Origin of the sequence: Streptomyces sp. NPDC056479, assembly GCF_042795335.1 — a bacterium.
GTDB lineage: Bacteria > Actinomycetota > Actinomycetes > Streptomycetales > Streptomycetaceae > Streptomyces.
Genome location: NZ_JBHTRZ010000012.1, coordinates 122,392 through 139,995, shown reverse-complemented (window position 1 = coordinate 139,995; position 17,604 = coordinate 122,392). Strand labels below are relative to the sequence as shown.

General features: G+C 69.7%; 15 protein-coding genes and 2 tRNA genes. 9 read left to right on the top strand and 8 right to left on the bottom strand.

The window, feature by feature from the left end; translation table 11 throughout:
• The first annotated feature begins 27 nt into the window (after positions 1-27).
• From ACFQ6S_RS38355 to ACFQ6S_RS38345, 3 genes are all read left to right on the top strand, one after another.
• Positions 28-807, top strand: a complete 780-nt coding sequence (locus ACFQ6S_RS38355) for an HAD-IIA family hydrolase (protein ID WP_383419956.1) — start codon at positions 28-30, stop codon at positions 805-807.
• A gap of 104 nt (positions 808-911) precedes the next feature.
• Entirely contained in the window at positions 912-1,466 is a 555-nt protein-coding gene (locus ACFQ6S_RS38350; RefSeq protein ID WP_383419954.1) for a hypothetical protein, read from the top strand.
• Positions 1,467-1,468: 2 nt separating this feature from the next.
• Complete coding sequence (locus ACFQ6S_RS38345) at positions 1,469-2,140, top strand: class F sortase (RefSeq protein WP_383419952.1); 672 nt, start codon at positions 1,469-1,471, stop codon at positions 2,138-2,140.
• A gap of 224 nt (positions 2,141-2,364) precedes the next feature.
• On the opposite strand, the gene ACFQ6S_RS38340 is transcribed toward ACFQ6S_RS38345, so the two are convergent.
• Positions 2,365-3,144 carry a GAF and ANTAR domain-containing protein gene (locus tag ACFQ6S_RS38340; protein ID WP_383419950.1) on the bottom strand — a complete coding sequence of 260 codons (780 nt, stop codon included), beginning with the start codon at positions 3,142-3,144 and terminating at the stop codon, positions 2,365-2,367.
• Positions 3,145-3,328: 184 nt separating this feature from the next.
• On the opposite strand from ACFQ6S_RS38340, the gene ACFQ6S_RS38335 reads away from it, so the two are divergent.
• Positions 3,329-4,360 (top strand): glycoside hydrolase family 6 protein, encoded by a 1,032-nt coding sequence (locus tag ACFQ6S_RS38335; RefSeq protein ID WP_383419948.1) that lies wholly within the window; start codon positions 3,329-3,331, stop codon positions 4,358-4,360.
• Positions 4,361-4,433: 73 nt separating this feature from the next.
• Here the strand turns inward: ACFQ6S_RS38335 and ACFQ6S_RS38330 are convergent, their stop codons facing one another.
• The 4 genes from ACFQ6S_RS38330 to ACFQ6S_RS38315 all read right to left on the bottom strand — a co-directional run bounded on the left by ACFQ6S_RS38330 (position 4,434) and on the right by ACFQ6S_RS38315 (position 9,664).
• Positions 4,434-6,371: a galactose oxidase-like domain-containing protein gene (locus tag ACFQ6S_RS38330; protein ID WP_383419946.1), complete on the bottom strand. Its 1,938-nt coding sequence runs from the start codon at positions 6,369-6,371 to the stop codon at positions 4,434-4,436.
• Positions 6,368-8,377, bottom strand: coding sequence for a glycosyltransferase family 2 protein (locus ACFQ6S_RS38325; protein ID WP_383419944.1), 2,010 nt, complete (start codon positions 8,375-8,377; stop codon positions 6,368-6,370). The genes ACFQ6S_RS38330 and ACFQ6S_RS38325 overlap by 4 nt, the downstream gene beginning before the upstream one ends.
• Before the next feature lie 324 nt (positions 8,378-8,701).
• Entirely contained in the window at positions 8,702-9,418 is a 717-nt protein-coding gene (locus ACFQ6S_RS38320) for a FadR/GntR family transcriptional regulator (RefSeq protein ID WP_383419942.1), read from the bottom strand.
• Between the two features lie 172 nt (positions 9,419-9,590).
• Positions 9,591-9,664: transfer RNA gene (locus tag ACFQ6S_RS38315), tRNA-Lys, on the bottom strand.
• Between the two features lie 186 nt (positions 9,665-9,850).
• Here ACFQ6S_RS38315 and ACFQ6S_RS38310 point away from each other — a divergent pair.
• The 5 genes from ACFQ6S_RS38310 (at position 9,851) to ACFQ6S_RS38290 (ending at position 15,431) form a co-directional block, all read left to right on the top strand.
• A complete protein-coding gene (locus ACFQ6S_RS38310; RefSeq protein WP_383419940.1) occupies positions 9,851-11,221 on the top strand; it encodes a peptidoglycan-binding protein in 1,371 nt (456 codons plus the stop codon).
• Between the two features lie 57 nt (positions 11,222-11,278).
• Complete coding sequence (locus tag ACFQ6S_RS38305) at positions 11,279-12,388, top strand: SPFH domain-containing protein (RefSeq protein WP_383419938.1); 1,110 nt, start codon at positions 11,279-11,281, stop codon at positions 12,386-12,388.
• A 112-nt stretch (positions 12,389-12,500) separates the two neighbouring features.
• On the top strand, positions 12,501-13,106 hold the full coding sequence (locus ACFQ6S_RS38300) for a lytic polysaccharide monooxygenase (protein ID WP_383419937.1): 606 nt from the start codon (positions 12,501-12,503) through the stop codon (positions 13,104-13,106).
• Between the two features lie 92 nt (positions 13,107-13,198).
• Positions 13,199-13,720 (top strand): hypothetical protein, encoded by a 522-nt coding sequence (locus tag ACFQ6S_RS38295; RefSeq protein ID WP_383420266.1) that lies wholly within the window; start codon positions 13,199-13,201, stop codon positions 13,718-13,720.
• 40 nt (positions 13,721-13,760) lie between these two features.
• Positions 13,761-15,431 carry an AMP-binding protein gene (locus ACFQ6S_RS38290; RefSeq protein ID WP_383419935.1) on the top strand — a complete coding sequence of 557 codons (1,671 nt, stop codon included), beginning with the start codon at positions 13,761-13,763 and terminating at the stop codon, positions 15,429-15,431.
• A gap of 283 nt (positions 15,432-15,714) precedes the next feature.
• Here ACFQ6S_RS38290 and ACFQ6S_RS38285 read toward each other — a convergent pair.
• The 3 genes from ACFQ6S_RS38285 to ehuA all read right to left on the bottom strand — a co-directional run bounded on the left by ACFQ6S_RS38285 (position 15,715) and on the right by ehuA (position 17,603).
• Positions 15,715-15,788: transfer RNA gene (locus ACFQ6S_RS38285), tRNA-Lys, on the bottom strand.
• Positions 15,789-15,888: 100 nt separating this feature from the next.
• The gene (locus ACFQ6S_RS38280) at positions 15,889-16,653 is read right to left on the bottom strand and encodes an IclR family transcriptional regulator (protein ID WP_383419933.1); all 765 of its coding nucleotides are present in this window, start codon (positions 16,651-16,653) and stop codon (positions 15,889-15,891) included.
• 173 nt (positions 16,654-16,826) lie between these two features.
• Positions 16,827-17,603, bottom strand: a complete 777-nt coding sequence (gene ehuA / locus ACFQ6S_RS38275; protein WP_383419931.1) for an ectoine/hydroxyectoine ABC transporter ATP-binding protein EhuA — start codon at positions 17,601-17,603, stop codon at positions 16,827-16,829.
• Position 17,604 lies beyond the last annotated feature (1 nt).

The window sequence follows — 17,604 nt, the reverse complement described above, 5'->3', positions numbered from 1 at the left end:
CACGCAGGCCAGGAGAGTCACAGCACCATGGCAGACCGCAAGCCCATCGAGTCCTGGCTCACCGACATGGACGGTGTGCTCATCCACGAGGGCGTACCGATTCCCGGCGCCGACGCCTTCATCAAGAAGCTCCGCGAGTCCGGCAAGCCCTTCCTCGTCCTCACCAACAACTCGATCTACACCCCGCGCGACCTGCACGCCCGGCTGAACCGCATGGGCCTGGAGGTGCCGATCGAGAACATCTGGACCTCGGCCCTGGCCACCGCCCAGTTCCTCGGCGACCAGCGCCCCGGCGGCTCGGCGTACGTCATCGGCGAGGCGGGCCTGACCACCGCGCTGCACGACATCGGCTACATCCTCACCGACCACGACCCGGACTACGTCGTCCTCGGCGAGACCCGCACCTACTCCTTCGAGGCCATGACCAAGGCGGTCCGGCTGATCAACGACGGCGCCCGCTTCATCTGCACCAACCCCGACGAGACCGGCCCCTCCGCCGAGGGCCCGCTCCCGGCGACCGGCGCCGTGGCCGCACTGATCACCAAGGCCACCGGCAAGCAGCCGTACTTCGCGGGCAAGCCGAACCCGCTGATGATGCGCACCGGCCTGAACGCCATCGGCGCCCACTCCGAGACCAGCGCCATGATCGGCGACCGCATGGACACCGACGTGCTGGCCGGCATGGAGGCCGGGATGCAGACCTTCCTGGTACTCACCGGGCTGACCCGGCCCGAGCACGTGGAGAACTTCCCGTACCGGCCGTCCAAGGTCGTCGACTCCATCGCGGACCTCGTCGACCGGATCTGAAACCCGGTAGACCCGCAAAACGACCCATACGGAGCAGCACGGGCCCCGCTGAGGATGCGGGGCCCGTACTTCGGGGGGAGTCTCCAGGTAACTGGAGGTTCACGATGGGATCACTGCGGGTCACTCTCTGTGCGATCGCCGCTCTGGGCGCGGTCGCCGTCGTCCCGACGGCACACGCGGCGGACGGGGGCGTCGTGATCGGCCCGTCGTCCCCGCGCCCCGGCGGTGACATCACGCTGCGGGTCGGCGGATGCCCGCAGCGGACCGCCACGGCCGTCTCCGAGGCGTTCGTCGCCGACGCCCGCCTCACCGTCGATGCCGACGGCACCCTCGCCGGCGAGAGCCGCGTCCGGTCCACAGCCAGGGCGGGCACCTACGACGTGAAGGTCGCCTGCGGGGAGACCTCCCGCACGGGCGCCGTCACCGTCGTGGGCAAGGGCGCGGAGCAGTCCGTACGGCATGGGCCGGAGCCCTCCGCCCCCGCCTCTCCCGTGGCCCCCGTCCGGGCCGGCGGCGGTGGCACGTCGCAGCTCGCCATGGTGGACGCCCGCGCGGCAGGCCCCGGCACGGCGCACACCGTGACCGGCCTGATCCTGGCGGGCGTCGCGGCCACGGCCGTGGCCCTGCGCAGCGCCCGCAGGAGCAGACGGCACCGCTGACCATGGCTGACCACGAACGCCCCGCCCACGGCGGCCGCCTCCTCATGGGCGTCGCCTGGACCGTGCTGCTGCTCGGGCTGTGGCTGTGGGGGCGAGAGGTCACCGAGGTACGGCCGGGCGGGTCCGCGCAGGTCTCCGGTGACATCGCGGCGGTCGGACGGCCGGCGTCGCCGCGACTGCCGCCCGCCGCACGGCCGTTGGGCGACGCCCTGCCGCTGCGCCTCGACATCCCGGTGCTCGACCTGCGGGCACCGGTGGCCGCCCGAGGGCTCGACGCGCACGGCGCGATCGATCCGCCGCCCTACGCGCAGGCCGGCGTCGTCGGCTGGTACGCGGCCGGGGTGAAGCCCGGAGCGCCCGGGGCGGCGCTGATGACGGGCCACGTCGACACCAGGAGCACGGCCGCCGTCTTCCACCGTCTCGGCACGCTCAGGCCGGGCGCGACGCTGCGGGTGCTCCGCGGCGACGGCCGGGTCGCCGAGTTCACCGTGGACGACGTCCGGGTCGTCCCCCGCGACCGCTTCGACGCCCACCAGGCCTACGGGGCCCACCGCACGGGCCGCGCCGAACTGCGCCTGATCACCTGCGCCGGCACCTTCGACCGGGCGACCGGCGGCTACCCGGCGAACCTGATCGTCTCGGCGTATCTCACCGGCACCGGCACCGGGCCGTAGGCCGAGACCAGGGCGCACCTGGCCCGGTCGACGACCCGCTCCCCCCGAAGCCGCCGACCGGGCAGGTCCTCTACCGCGGGCGCACGGGTTGCGGGAGTAACCCGGCGTCCGGCGCGGGAGGCTGTGTGACCACAGTGGAGACGGTCCGACCGGGGGCTGGGGTCGTCCGGGGAAAACTCTAGAACGGAAGAGGGCCGGGGCCTAGTGGAACGGGCAACGGGCCGCTAGGGGCGTCCCTCGTCGTCCGCCCGCCCCGCCTCCCGGCGCAGCTCCGCGTCGTCCGCGACCCGGTCGATGACCGCCCGCGCGACCCGGTCCAGCGGCAGTTGATGGCGGCGCGCGTACTGCCGCAGTGCCACGAAGGCGTGGTCCGCGGGGGTGTTCCAGCGCTCGGCGAGCATTCCCTTGGCCTGCTCGATACGCACCCTGCTGGACAGCGCCCCCTGCAACTGAGCGGCCCGGGTGCGGCACTGGGCGTACCGGCTGTTGTTCTCCAGGCCGAGGGCCGCGCTGTCGGCGATGAGCTGGGCCAGCCGCAGCGTCGTATCGCCCTCGGAGCGGGAGTCGTCCGGCAGGGCGGGGCCGAAGACGTTGAGCGCTCCTAGCAGCCGCTCCCGGTGGCGCAGCGGGACCGCGTAGGTCGCGGCGATGCCGTGCGCGAGCGCCCGCTCGGTGAACTCGGGCCAGCGGGCGGCCGCCCTTGCCGCCCGGATCGAGACCGGCGGCACCGGCCCGCCGGAGCCGTAGCTGTCCCGGCAGGGGCCGTCGCCGTGCTGGGCCCGCAGCAGCTCCAGCGCGGTCTCGTGCCGTGTGCCACCCGCCGCCAGCGACACCGTGCCGCCCTCGTCGATCAGCATGAACCCGGCCGCCTGCGCGACCAGTAACCGCACACAGTGGTCGGCGACCCGCGATAAGTAGCGCGCGGCCTCGAACTCGTCGACGAGAGTGTCCGCCGACTCCACCAGAGCCTGTGCCAGCCGGATCTCCCGGGTGGACCGGTGCATCACGGCACCCTCCCCTTCCCCTGTTCCCCTGTGGTCGCCGCCCCGAGCGGGTGCTCCGCACGCCGTCCAACGAAGCCGTCATAGTGGCTGTAACAGGTCTCCGACAAGGCTCGGCGACCTCGTGTGCCCCACGACACGTATGTCAGGATTGAGCCTTGGAACGAAGCACCCGAGGGGGAGCTGGATGTACCTGAAAAGGGGGGCCTGGAGGGGCGCTCGCGCGCGGACGTCCGCGATGCTGCTGGGGGCGGCACTGCTGATCGCGGGCTGTTCCTCAGGGGACGGAGACGAGCCGGACGACAACTCCGGTGCCGGGATCAGTCAACAGCCCAAGGACACCGACCCGTTCTGGGTGAACCCGGACGGGAACGCGGCCCAGCAGGTGGCCGACTACGTGAAGGACGGCAAGAAGGAGGACGCCGAGGAGATCCGCAAGATAGCCCAGCAGCCGACGGGCGAGTGGATCGGCCCCGAGAACCCGGAGCAGGAGGCACGCGGCTACACCGAGGCCGCCGACAAGGCCGGCCGTACGGCCCTGCTGGTGCTCTACAACATCCCGCACCGCGACTGCGGCCAGTACTCCCAGGGCGGCGCCGCCGACGGCAACGCCTACCGGGACTGGATCGACGGCGTGGCCAAGGGCATCGAGGACCGCGCCACGACGGTGATCCTGGAGCCGGACGCGCTGCTGCACCTGGTGGACGGGTGCACCCCGGACGAGTTCCACGAGGAGCGCTACGACCTCCTCAAGGGTGCCATCGGCAAGCTGAAGTCGCTGAAGAACACCAAGGTCTACGTGGACGCGGGCAACGCCGGCTGGGGTCATCCCGACCAGATCTTCGAGCCCCTGAAGTGGGCCGGCATCGACCAGGCAGACGGCTTCTCGGTCAACGTCTCCAACTTCTACACGACCAAGGACTCGGTCGCGTACGGCAAACAGCTCTCCGGCAAGGTGGGCGACAAGCCGTTCGTGATCGACACCAGCCGCAACGGCAACGGCCCCTACGCCCAGGGCGATCCGGGCGAGCGCTGGTGCAACCCGCCGGGCCGGGCGCTCGGGGAGTCCCCGACGACCAAGACATCGGACCCGCTGGTCGACGCGTACGTCTGGGTCAAGCGCCCCGGCGAGTCGGACGGCGAGTGCAAGGGCGGCCCGAAGGCGGGCGAGTGGTGGGCGGAGTACGCCCTGAAACTCGCGAGGGCCACAACCTCCTAGGGGCGCGGGGAACCGCGCAACCAGTCACAACGCTCCCGCACCCGGAGAACAAGGTGCGGGAGCGCTACGGCATCTACGGCACCCTCACCCACTGCGCCTTGCTGGGCGTCCCCTGATCGTCCGTGACGAACAGCATGTACCACCCCGACGGAACCAGATTCCGGTTCGTCGGCACATCCACCGTGATCTTGTCCCCGGACTTCTCGAAGTCCAGTTTCACCGACCGCTGGTCCACGTCCGTGACATGCGTCGACGCACTCGGCCGCATGAGCCGCACGTTCTCGATCGACGAGGCGTGCTGCGAGGTGAACGTGCCCGTCCCGCCCCGCTTGATGGTCTGCGGACCACCCGAAAGCGACGGCTGCGCGTCCCGGTAGAGATACGGCGGCGTGTAGATCTCGATGCGCTGCTCGAACTTGCCCGGCTTGGTGTTGGCCTTGTCGGCGTAGAGAGAGTCCGAGCCGAAGAACATCACGCGCCCGTCGGGCAGCAGGATCGACCCCGAGTGGTAGTTGCGCCCCACCAGCGGGTCGGCCACCCGGTCGAGCTCGTTCGCGCCCGGCCGGTAGAGGTGCGCCTGGAGGATGTTGGAGTCGCCGCGGCCCCGGTAGTCCTCGGAACCGCCCGACACCAGCACGCTGTCGTCCGGCAGCACCGACGCCTGCGGATAGCGCGTGCCCTTCTCCAGCGACGGCCCGTCCACGAACTCCGGGCTGTCGTCCTTCAGATCGATGATCCGGGTCTTCTCGCTGGACTCCTTGGACTCGCCGACGCCACCGCCGCCGATCACCATGTACTTCTCGTCCTGCGCCGGCGGCAGCAGCACCGTGCCCGAGGTCTCCATCAGCTTGTTGTCGCTCAGACCGGGCAGCTTGCTGAACTTGTTGGTGTCCACGTCCCAGATACCCGGCTCGCGGCCCACGTTGTCGGGGCCGTAGCCCGCGTTCGAACCCGAGTAGAAGATCTTCCCGTTCTCCAGCGGGAACAGCGCCGGGTACGTCGGGAACTGCCGCAACTTCGACAGGTACGTCCACTTCTTGGTCTTCGGGTCGTACACCTCGTTCTTGCCCGGCACCAGCTGGCCGATGTCGTCGAGGCCGGAGACGCTGAGGATCTTGCCGTTGCCCAGGGTGGTGAGCGTCGGGTACCAGCGGGCCTCGTGCATCGGGTCGACCTTGATGTACTTCTCGGCGACCGGGTCGAACTCATAGGCGTCCCGGATCCCCTGGAAGTCCTTCTTGTCGAGGGCGAGCTTCTGCGCGATGCCGTACGTGTTGCGCGCGTCGGCGCCGGACAGGCCCTGGATGCGGTAGTTGTCCTGGGTGCCGGTCTCGTACTTGGCGCCCTTCTTCTGCGCCTCGACATAGATCCGGCCGAGGCCGGGGTCGTTGCGCAGGAACTCGCCGGTCGCCTTGTCGAAGACCTTCTTCGCGCGCGGCACCAGCACCGGGTCCTTGGAGACGAACGTCTTGCCGTTCTCCTTGCCGGTGAACTTGGTGCCCGCGGGCAGCGTGATCGGCTGGTCCGGGTTCTCGTTGTGGACGATCATCAGGCCGCCGGCCTTGGTGACGTCACCCTTGAGCTTCTCGTACCGCTTCGTGCCGCCCGCGATCAGCAGGTTGCCGTTGGACAGCTGGGTGTGGCCGGTGCAGAACAGGTCGTTCGGCGTCGGCACCTGCTTGATCGTGCCCTTGACCGGGTCCCAGATCCGGGTGTCGTACTTCTTCGCGTCGAAGTTGTCCTGGTTGTTGCCCGAGCCCGCGATCAGCAGCACCTTGCCGGTGTGCAGGAGCGCCGCGTGAATCGTGTTGAGGCGGTACTCCTCGGGGAATTCGACGGTCTCCCACTTGCCGTTCTCGGCTTTGTACTCGGGTCTGTTGATCTGGTACTGGTGGTATTTCTCGGTGCCGACGCGGTACAGCCACGGCCCGTTCATTCCGGCCAGCGCGAGTACCACCGCCGTACCTATCGCGAGTCGACGGGCGCGGCGGCGGCCTGCACGGTCGTTCATTCCTTACGTCCCCCAAGTCCACCAAGGGCGATCTGCATCGTCTGGTCATTGCCGCCACTGCCCGACGCGGCCCAGCTCGGCTTCTGCTGGCCGTGGGGAGCGTGCGGCGGTGTGGCGTGCGCGGGCAGCGGCTGCGGCTGGTACGGCACCGCGGTCGCGCCGCCCGTCGCCACCGCGTCCTGCGGTCCGGTCTGGGCCGGCACGGTCGCGGCGGGCTTCTTCTTCTCCTGTCGCAACATGTAGCGCCAGGCGAAGATGGGCGTCGCCGTGATCAGCATGGCAAACGTCGCCCAGATGATCATCGCGGGGTGCGAGTGCCCGTAGACGAACCCGGCGGCGATCGAAGCGCCGAAAATCCCGATGAAATACCAGTGGTAGCGGAAGGTTCCGAACCACCGGTCGGGGCTCGCGGAATCGCCCTTGGGAGTAACGACGAACTTGCTCTTCTTGCGCAGTGCCGAGTCGAACAGGGCCTTCGCGTACAGCGGCGCCGACAGCGCGGACATCACCATTCCCGCCACGCCGCCGGAGCCCTCGGGCTCGTGCGGCGAGACGTTGTGGCGGCGGTTCCAGACGTACAGGCCGATCTGGAGCGCGGAGGCGTTGCCGTAGAGCATCAGCCAGATCGTCGGGTCGATGTTGACACCCGAGGCTCCCAGGCCCAGGAACAGCGCACAGCTCAGCGCCGCCAGGATCCAGTTGAGGGCCGACATCGGGTAGAAGATGATCATCATCGTGTAGTTGAAGAGCTTGCTCGGCGGGAGCGAGTACCAGCCCTTCCAGTACTGCTTGAGGATCGTCTCGTACGTCCCTCGCGACCAGCGCATCTGCTGGGTGAAGAAGTCCGTCCAGGCGCTCGGGCCCTCACCGACGGCGAGCACGTCCGGCGTGTAGACCGAGCGCCACTTCTTGCCCGTCGCCGGGTTCTTGTGGCGGTGGATCTCGAAGCCGGTCGCCATGTCCTCGGTGATCGAGTCGTACAGGCCGCCGATCTGCTTGAGCGCCTTGATGCGTACGGCGTTCGACGTACCCACGAACATCGGGGAGCCGTACTTGTTGCCCGCCCGTTGGATCAGCGCGTGGAAGAGGAACTGCTGGGACTCCGCGGCCTTGGTGACGAAGTTGTCGTAGTTGCCGTAGACCTGCGGGCCGATGACGAAGCCGATGTTCGGGTCACGGAAGAAGCCGAGCATCCGTTCCAGGTAGTTCGGCAGCGGCACGTGGTCGGTGTCGACGGAGGCGAAGAAGTCGTAGTCGTCGCCGTGCGCGTCGAGCCAGGCGTTGTAGTTGCCGTGCTTGGTCTTGGCGCGGTGCGGGCCCTTGGCCTGGTTCCACTTGGCGACGCCCTTACGGGTGAAGTGGTGCACGCCGAGCCGGGCGCAGACCTCCTTCACCGCCGGGTCGTCGCCCTCGTCGAGCAGCCAGACGTGCATAAGGCCCCGGTGGCGCAGCTTGACGGCCGCCTCCAGGGTCTTGGTCACCATCTCCAGCGGCTCCTTGCCGGGCACGAAGGAGGTGAGGAAGGCCACTCTCGTGCCGGTCTCCGGCACCACCGGGATCGGGTCGCGGGCGACCAGGGTGGCGTGCGCGTTGGACAGCACGTTCATGCAGCGGAAGAACTCGATCAGGCCGATCGAGACGAGCATCACGATGTCGAGCGCCGGCAGGAAGTCGAAGGCGGGGTAGTCCCGTTCGGTCCAGTGCTCGGGCTGCAGCAGCCAGAACAGCAGGACCAGGGAGAGCACCGGTGCCGCGGCCAGCATCAGGGCGACCCTGATCTGGTGCGGCTCCTGCGAGATCAGCGAGCGGTACTGGACCCGGTACGGCTTGTTCGGGTCGGGCTGCGTGAGGGGACCGGCCAGCCGGCTGTAGTGCTCGTAGTCGTACTTCGGCAGCGTCTTCTTGATCCGGCGGAACGCTCCGGTCCGAGTTTGCGAAGGCACCCTTAGCTGAGTGGTCTGAGACGGGTCGAAGTTCTGCCGGGCGCCCGTCGGCGTCGACGTCATGAGTCATCCCCCCACACGCAGGTCAACCGCGTGTCTGTCGGTTCCTTAACGACTGTGTCGATCCCCCTCGACCTTCACAGGCGTATCAGTGGTGGGCCGCAGTCACCACATCTTCCACACCTTAGACATGGAAACGCGACCTTCCGGTTGCATCATGCCCCCCTCGGCATGCGGTCATGAACGGGACCCCCTACTCCCCGCAAAAACCGGCAACCGGCTCCTTGCCCCCCAACTGCCGCGTATCCGCAGCATCTTGGTAAACCCATCCCCAGGGTTCTACGGCGTTCCACATGATCGCAAGATGCGAAACGAGGTGTTTACCGGTCATACGCGCTCATTGTGGCAGCTGTGGGGGTGTTGTGTACCCGTTGTGGACACGCGGGCGCGGATGTTGCCGAAGTGCTCCCTTATGGCCTCCTCCGCACGTATCGCATCGCCCGAGCGCACCGCGTCCACGATCTCCCGGTGCTGGCGGCAGGTGACCAGGGGGTCCTGCGGGGCGCCCCCGAGATCGGTGTGGACGCGGTGGAAGGCGTCCCAGAACGCCTCCATGACCTCGCCCAGCAGTGCGTTGTCCAGCCCTCGGTAGAGGGTGGCGTGAAACGCCCGGTCGGTCTCGGCGATGCCGTCGCCGCCATGCGCCGCCTGCTCTTCCATACGGCCGACGAGCGCGTCCAGTTCAACGAGGTCGGCGTCCGGCAGCCGCCCCGCGAGCTTCGACACCAGCCCCGTCTCCACGGCCTCCCGCAGTTGCACCAGCTGGAGCAGGGTGTCCTCGCCCCGGTAGTGCCCGGCGACCGTGCGGAAGGCGAGGCCCTCGACCATGGGTGCGAGCGACATCGTGCCGACGTAGGTCCCGAAGCCGTGCCGGATCTCCACGATGCCCATCGCCTGCAAGCCTTTGAGCGCCTCGCGCACGGAATTGCGGCTGGCACCCAGATGAGCCATCAGCTCGGGCTCCGTCGGCAGCGAGGCCCCGGAGGCCAGCCGACGGTCGATGATGAGCTTCTTGATCCGTTCCTGCAGGTCACGCGCTGCCATGGCCAGAGGGTATCCGGCCAAACACGCGAACAGCCCCTCGCGTGCACGAGGGGCTTCCGGCGTGAAGGGGGTGTGGGTGGCGAAGCCCCCACGGCGCGCGGCGCAGCCGCGCAGAAACGACGATGGCGAGCTGGATCGCGCTGTTTGCGATCATGGCTCGCCATCGTCAACGTGCGCCGCCAGGGACTCGAACCCCGGACCCGCTGATTAAGAGTCAGCTGCTCTAACCAACTGAGCTAGCGGCGCCTACTGACGTCGTTGACTCTACATGACCTCCGGAAGTGCTCCGGACCACGCGCCCGGGGGTGGCGCAGGGGTCGCGGGGGCTTTGTAAACCATTCGGACCGTCAACATGCGGGTCCGGAAGACAGTTGAGAAACTGACGGCGTGTACAGCCGCGGACATTTCCAACTGGAGTGTGAGGGGAATCGCATGGAGGCTCGGACTCCGGCATTCGAGGAATTCGATCCGGCGAGTGACTGCGACTGCCCCGGATGCGTTCACTGGCAACGCGTCCTGCCGCATTCCCGGGCCGGCCGCCACCCGGCCGCCCACCGGGCGCTGCTGCTCGCCGCAGCCGCCTCCACCACCGTCGTCGTCGGCCACACGGCCCCGGCCGTCGCCGCCCCCGACCCATCCGACCAGCAGGCCGTTCCCGCAGGTGACGAGCCCTATACCCCTCAGGGCGGCAAGGCGCCGCTGCATGGTCCGGGCGGTCAGCCGGCCAATCCCTCCGGCCCGATCAAGACGCCCCCGACGACCCGTGCGGAGATCATCAAACGGGCCAAGAAATGGGTCTCCGCGAAGGTGCCGTACAGCATGTCCAAGTACTGGTCGGACGGATACCGGCAGGACTGCTCGGGCTTCGTCTCGATGGCCTGGAGCCTGCCCGGAAACGAATGGACGGGCAGCCTCGGCCAGTACGGCGTACGCATTCCCAAGGCGGATCTGCAGCCGGGCGACATGCTGCTGTTCCACAATCCGGCGAACCCCCAGAAAGGCTCGCACGTCGTCATTTTCGGCGGCTGGACGGACTACACGCACACCTACTACATCGCCTACGAGGAGGCACCCCCGCACGCCCGCCGACAGACCACCCCGTACGCCTACTGGAACCACTCCGACCGCTATGTCGCCTACCGCTACAAGGGGCTCGCGGGCAGTTCGACAGGGACGAAACCGGACACCGGTGAGTCGGACGGCGGGAAGACGGACCCCGGACAGTCGGGCGGTGAGAAGCCGGAGGGGCAGCAGGGTCCGGCGGCCTACCCGGGGCGGGCGCAGTTCGGCCCCGGGGCCAACAACGCGCATGTCACCCGGCTGGGCCGGCTGCTCGTCGAGCGCGGGGCCGGCCGGTACTACACCTCCGGCCCGGGTCCGCGCTGGTCGGGTGCCGACCGCAGGGCCACGCAGGCCTTCCAGCTGGCGCAGGGCTGGCGGGGTCAGGACGCCGACGGGCTGCCGGGACCGGAGACGTGGGCGCTGCTGGTTTCGGGCCGGGGCAAGGACGTACCGGCCCGCACGTCCGGCCCGAGCCCGCCCGCGCCGCCCGCCTCGCACGGAGTGGCCGGCTATCCCGGCCGGGCGATGTTCCGGCCGGGCGTCGACAACGACTACGTCACCAGGCTCGGCAGCCAGCTGGTGAAGAAGGGATTCGGCAAGCACTACAAGATCGGGCCGGGACCGCACTGGAGCGAGGCGGACCGGCGCGCCGTGGAGGCCTTCCAGCGTGCCCAGGGCTGGCGGGGCGGCGCGGCGGACGGCTATCCGGGTCCGGAGACCTGGCGGCGGCTCTTCTCCTGACCCGACATCACGGCAACCACCGTTGTGACGCATCTGGCGCGGAGGCTGGAGGCACGCATGACCACGACCACTTCTCACACGCCCGAGCCCGAGGGGCCCATCCGGCCCGGGCGGCTGATCCAGAACGAGGCGACCACCGAGATCCCCGTCCATCTGCTGTTCCGCGACGAGGCGGGGCCGGTGTCCGTGCCGCTCCGGCCGACGGTCGTGGCGCGTCGGCAGGGCACGGGGGAGCAGCCGCGGCTGCGCCGTCCGGTGCAACCGAAGCCACGTCCCGAGCCACAGGTCGACCCCGAGCTGGAGGAGCGGCCCGCGCGCGTACTGCCCGGGGCGGCCGGGGTGTTCGCCGGGGTCTGCGCCGCGGCCGGATGCCTGGCCACCTCGTGGTGGGCCGGGGTGCTGCCGTCGCTGGCGGCTCAGGCGCTCGGCCTGCCGGTGTCCGCGGGCACCGGGCTGGGGCCCGCGCAGTGGGCGGCATACACGGGGGCCGGGGCGCTCGGGTTGCTCGGCCTCGGCGGACTGACGCGAGGGCAGACCGGGCGGGCCTGGGTGCTCGGGCTGTTCGGCCGCTACCGGGGGACGGTCCGGCGCACCGGGCTGATGTGGGTCAACCCGCTGCTGCTGCGCCGCCGGGTCGACGTACGGCTGCGGCACTGGCGCAGCGAGCCGATGCCGGCGGCGGACGGCAACGGGGTCGCGCTGCGGGTCGTCGTCCTGGTGGTGTGGCGGGTGAAGGACACCGCGCGCGCCACGCTCGGGGTGGAGGACCACGAGTCGTATCTGCGCGAGTGCGTCGAGGCGGCGCTGGCCCGGGTGCCGGTGGAGATGCCGGGTGTCTCGCGGGGTTCGGTCGAGGTGGCCGCGGACACGTTGACCCGGTGGGTGGTGCGGGACGCGGGCGTGGTCGGGCTGGAGGTGTTCTCAGTGCGGCCGGTGCGGGTGGAGTACGCGCCCGAGGTCGCCGCGGCCATGCACCGCCGCCGGATCGCCGCGCTGGACGCCCAGGACCGGGCCGCCATGGTCACCTCGGTCGTCGACTCGGTGGAGGACACGGTGACCCGGCTGACCATGCGGGGTCTGGTCGAGCTGGACGACTACGAACGCAAGGCGCTGGTCAAGGACTTGACGGTGGCGTTCTGCGCGGGGCGCGGTGAAACGGGTCCGTGATTGGTATGGACACGTCTTTGATATGGACACAGCCAATAGTCAGCAATAATCTGGGACTTGGTCTAGACCTGCAAGCTCATCGAACTTCCCCCACGTTCCCAGGAGCAGCAGCATGCGCAGAAGGACCAAGTGGTACGCCGCCGCGCTCGGACTCACCACGGCCGGGGCCGTCGTGCTCTCCGGCGGCGGCGCGAGCAGCCACGGCTACACCGATCTCCCCATCAGCCGGCAGAAGCTCTGCCAGAACGGCACCGTGACCAACTGCGGCTCCATCCAGTGGGAGCCGCAGAGCGTCGAGGGCCCGAAGGGCTTCCCCGGCTCCGGCCCGGCCGACGGCCAGATATGCAACGGTGGCCTCGGCCAGTTCAGCCAGCTCAGCGCGCCGAAGACGCCGTCCGGCGGTGCCTGGCCCACCACCGGAGTGACGGGTGGTCAGAACTACACCTTCCGCTGGCAGTTCACGGCCATGCACGCCACGACCGACTTCCGGTACTACGTCACCAAGCCGGGCTGGAACCAGAACCACAACCTGTCCCGCTCCGACCTCAACCTCACCCCGTTCTTCACGGTGCCGTACAACGGACAGCGCCCGCCGTCCACGCTCTCGCACAGCGGCAGGCTGCCGTCCGGGCTCAGCGGTCACCACGTGATCCTCGCGGTGTGGACGATCGCCGACACGGGCAACGCGTTCTACGCGTGCTCGGACGTCACGTTCTGAGGTTCCCTTGAGTCAGCACCCAGGCCGGCGTGGGTAGATCCCTCCCACGTCGGCCGATCGGGGTCGACGCACCGACCTCGGGGGACTGGACCATGGACGTGTTCTTCTACTTCGTACCCGGCCTGATCATGGCCGGGGCGCTCTTCATGGCGTACCGGGTGGTGCGCCGCTCGCTGCAGATACGCAGTGCGTGGAACAGCGGACTGACGGCGCAGGCGCGCTGTCTGCGGTCGTACACGACCGTGAGCGGAGGCCACGGCGACACGTCCGTGCACACCACCCTGCACCACGTGTACGAGTTCACCGCGCGCGACGGTCGCGTCGTCCGGTTCGAGGAGGAGGGCGGGCCCGGGACCAGGGTCGAGGGTGATCTCGTCACCGTCCACTACGCCGAGGGCGCGCAGGTGGTGGCCACGGCCCATGCGCCGGGCCGCGTCGGGCAGGCGGCGGCCGCTTTCGGTGTCCTCGCGTTCCTCGGGGTGGTCGTGGTGTTCTGTGTCGGCTTCATGGTCACGTACAGCCAGGTCTTCGACGGCTACGGCCTGGGCTTCGACGAGGACCCTGGTGGCACCGTCGACACCGTCGTCGTCGACGGCGTCACGATCACCCCGTGACCCTCCACATCTGACGATCCGTCAACTACCGTGCGCCCTCATGGACTCCAGTGGACGGCGTACGGTCGCGGAGCTCGTCGCGGCGCGGTGGGGTGACCATCGGCCGGGGCTGTGGTTCGAGGACGTGGTGCTCACCCAGCACGAGGTGGCCGCCGGGGCCGCCGCCCGGGCCGCCCTGTTGGGCGACCTGCTGCCATCTGGCGCCGAGCCGCATATCGGGGTGCTCCTCGACAACACCCCGGAGTACCCGATGTGGCTGGGCGCGGCCGCCCTCGCGGGAGCCGCCGTCGCCGGGATCAACCCCACCCGGCGGGGACCCGAGCTCGCCCGCGACATCCTGCACACCGAGTGCCGGGTCCTGGTCACCGAGCCGGCCCGGCTACCGCTGCTCGACGGCCTGGAGCTGCCCGGACTCCGCCTGCTGCTGACCGGCACGCCGGAGTACGACGCCCTGCTCGCCCCGTACGCCGACGCCCGCCCCGACCCCTCCCGGGCCACCCCGCACGACCGGCTCCTGCTCTACTTCACCTCCGGCTCGACCGGCGCCCCCAAGGCCGCGATCTGCACCCAGGGACGGCTGGCCGCGGCCGGCCTCTCGCTTGCCGGGCAGTTCGGGGTGCGGCCCGACGATGTGCACTACATATGCATGCCGATGTTCCACGGCAACGCGGTCATCGCCGACTGGGCCCCCGCCCTCGCGGCCGGAGCGGGAGTGGCGCTGCGGCGGCGGTTCTCGGCGTCGGGGTTCCTGGCGGATGTACGGCGGTACGGGGTGACGTACTTCACCTACGTCGGCCGGGCGATCCAGTACATCCTCGCCACCGAGCCGCAGCCCGACGACCGGGACCACGCACTGCGGCTCGGCTTCGGCACCGAGGCGGGCGCGGTGGACGCTGCCGCCTTCGAGCGGCGGTTCGGGGTGCGACTGGTGGAGGGGTACGGGTCGTCCGAGGGCGGGGCCGCCGTGCAGTGGTCGCCGGGGACGCCGCCGGGGGCCGTGGGGCGGGCGGGGCCCGGGCTCGTCGTACTCGACCCGGAGAGCTGCGCGGAGTGTCCGCCGGCCGTCTTCGACAAGGGCGGGCGGCTGGTCAACGGGGACAAGGCGATCGGGGAACTGGTCAACCGGGGGCCGAACCCCTTCGAGGGGTACTGGCGCAATACCGAGGCGGAGGCCGAGCGGCGGCGGGAGGGCTGGTACTGGACGGGGGACCTGTTCTGCCGGGACGCCGACGGCTATCTGTACTTCGCGGGGCGCGGCGACGACCGGCTGCGGGTCGACGGGGAGAACCTGTCGGCCGCGATGATCGAGAACATCCTGGCCCGGTACGAGGGTGCGGCTGCCGTCGCCGTGTACGCGGTGCCGGATCCGGTGACCGGGGACCAGGTCATGGCGACGATCGCGGGGGAGTTCGAGCCGGTGGGCTTCGGCGGGTTCCTGCTCGCCCAGCCGGATCTGGGGACGAAGATGGCGCCCCGGTTCGTGCGGGTGGTGGAGCGGATGCCGGTGACCGCCACGAACAAGATCCATCGAGCCGGGCTCAGGCGGGAGGGGGTGCGGTGCGGCGACCCGGTGTGGTGGCGGCCGCCGGGGGAGCGGACGTATCGAAGGCTCACCGAGGCGGAGGCCATGACATACGTCGAAGGGCCTCTCGCTCCCACGAGAGGCCCTTCGTCCGTGCGCCGCCAGGGACTCGAACCCCGGACCCGCTGATGCTGCATTCTCCGGGGGGTGACCCCCGGACCCCCAGCCGCCCCTGCAGGACCTGCCTCGAAGCGGCGGGGGTCTTGGGTATACGTCGAAGGGCCCCTCGCTCCCACGAGAGGCCCTTCGTCTGTGCGCCGCCAGGGACTCGAACCCCGGACCCGCTGATGCTGCATTTCCCGGGGGATGACCCCCGGACCCCCAGCCGCCCCCGTAGGACCTGCCTCGAAGCGGCGGGGGTCTTGGGTATACGTCGAAGGGCCTCTCGCTCCCACGAGAGGCCCTTCGTCTGTGCGCCGCCAGGGACTCGAACCCCGGACCCGCTGATTAAGAGTCAGCTGCTCTAACCAACTGAGCTAGCGGCGCATGACTCGCGCCGACCGCGATTTGTGCCTTTCGCGGCGGCGACGAAGAAAATACTACCTGGTCCGCGGGGGTGCTTCAGACCACCGTGGACCAGGGCCGGTCAGGACTGGATCGCCAGCGACAGCAGCACCGGCGCCGCGTTCCGGTTCAGCGCGTCCGCCGCCTGGCGCAGCCGGTGGGCGTGCTCGACCGGGAGGGACAGGGCCAGGCAGCCCACCGACGAGCCGGCCGTGATCGGGACGGCCGCGCACACCGTGCCGACCGCGTATTCCTGGAGGTCGAGGTGGGGGACCGTCGGCGGCTGGGACTCCAGACGGGAGAGCAGCACCTTGTCGCTGGTGATCGTGCGCGAGGTGAGGCGGGCCATCTTGTGCCGCGAGAGATGGTCGCGCCGGCCGTTGTGGTCGAGCTGGCCCAGCAGGCTCTTGCCGATCGCGGTGGCGTGGGCGGAGAAGCGGAAGTCGACCCACTCGTTGACCACCGGGGTACCCGGGCCGGCCGCGAACTGGTCGATCTTGACCTCGCCGTCGAGGTACCGGCTGATGTAGACGGCGGCGCCGACCGAGTCCCGCAGCCGGTCCAGGGTGTGCTGGAGCTTGTCCCGCAGGGCCTGCTCCCGGCCCTGGGCGGAACCGAGGCGGGCCAGGGCGTCGCCCGTGACGTAGGCCCCGTCCACGACCTGCTCGACGTACCCCTCGCGGCGCAGCATCCGCAGGAGGCCGGTCAGCCGCCCCAGGCCGATGCCCGTATGCCGGGACAGCTCGGCATCCGTGACTCCGGTGCTGTGCCGCGCCACGGTTTCCAGGACGCGCAAGGCGTCCTGGACCGATTGGTACGGCGTTGTCGACTCGTGCTGCAGCGCCACGGTTCCCCCTGCGGTCGCACGTCGCTTCTCATCGGGCCGGGTTCGAGTCAGTCGATCCCCTTCACGATAACGGGCAAGAGGCTTGTAGTGAGCGGTTGTTGACGAGATTGCGACGCCCTCAACTGCGGTGCTAGCACTCTGGCATATGCCAAAGGTATGAGCCCCTCACGGAGTCACAGCACAGCGCTGAGGAACTCCCGGGTGCGGTCGTTCTCGGGGTCGTTGAAGATTTTTTCCGGAGTGCCGGATTCGATGACCCGGCCGGAGTCGAACATCAGCACCTGGTCCGAGATGTCCCGGGCGAAATTCATCTCGTGGGTCACACAGAGCATGGTGATGTCGGTGGTGCGGGCGATGTCCCGCAGCAGGTCGAGGACGCCCGCGACCAGCTCCGGGTCCAGCGCCGAGGTCACCTCGTCGAGCAGCAGCACCTGCGGCCGCATGGCCAGCGCCCGCGCGATCGCCACCCGCTGCTGCTGGCCTCCGGAGAGCTGGGTCGGGCGGGCGTCGCACTTGTCGGCGAGGCCCACCAGGTCGAGGAGCTCGCGGGCGCGCGCCTCGGCCTCGTCCTTGGGCATGCCGAGGACGGTGACCGGGGCCTCGGTGATGTTCCGCAGCACGGTCATGTTCGGGAACAGGTTGAACTGCTGGAACACCATCCCGATCTTCTTGCGGACCTCGCGGATCTGCTTCTCGGGAGCCGGGTGGAGCTGCTCCCCGGCGACCGTGATCGTGCCCTCGTCGGGCTTGGTCAGGGTCATCAGCAGCCGCAGGATCGTCGTCTTGCCGGAGCCGGACGGGCCGATCAGCGTGACGTGCTTGCCGGACGCGACGGAGAAGTCGAGCCCGTCCAGCACCGTGTTGGACCCGAAGCGCTTGGTGACGTTGTCGAACCGGATCAGCTCGGCGCCGTCCACCGGCGGGTTGGCGCTGGCGTCGGGATCTTTCATC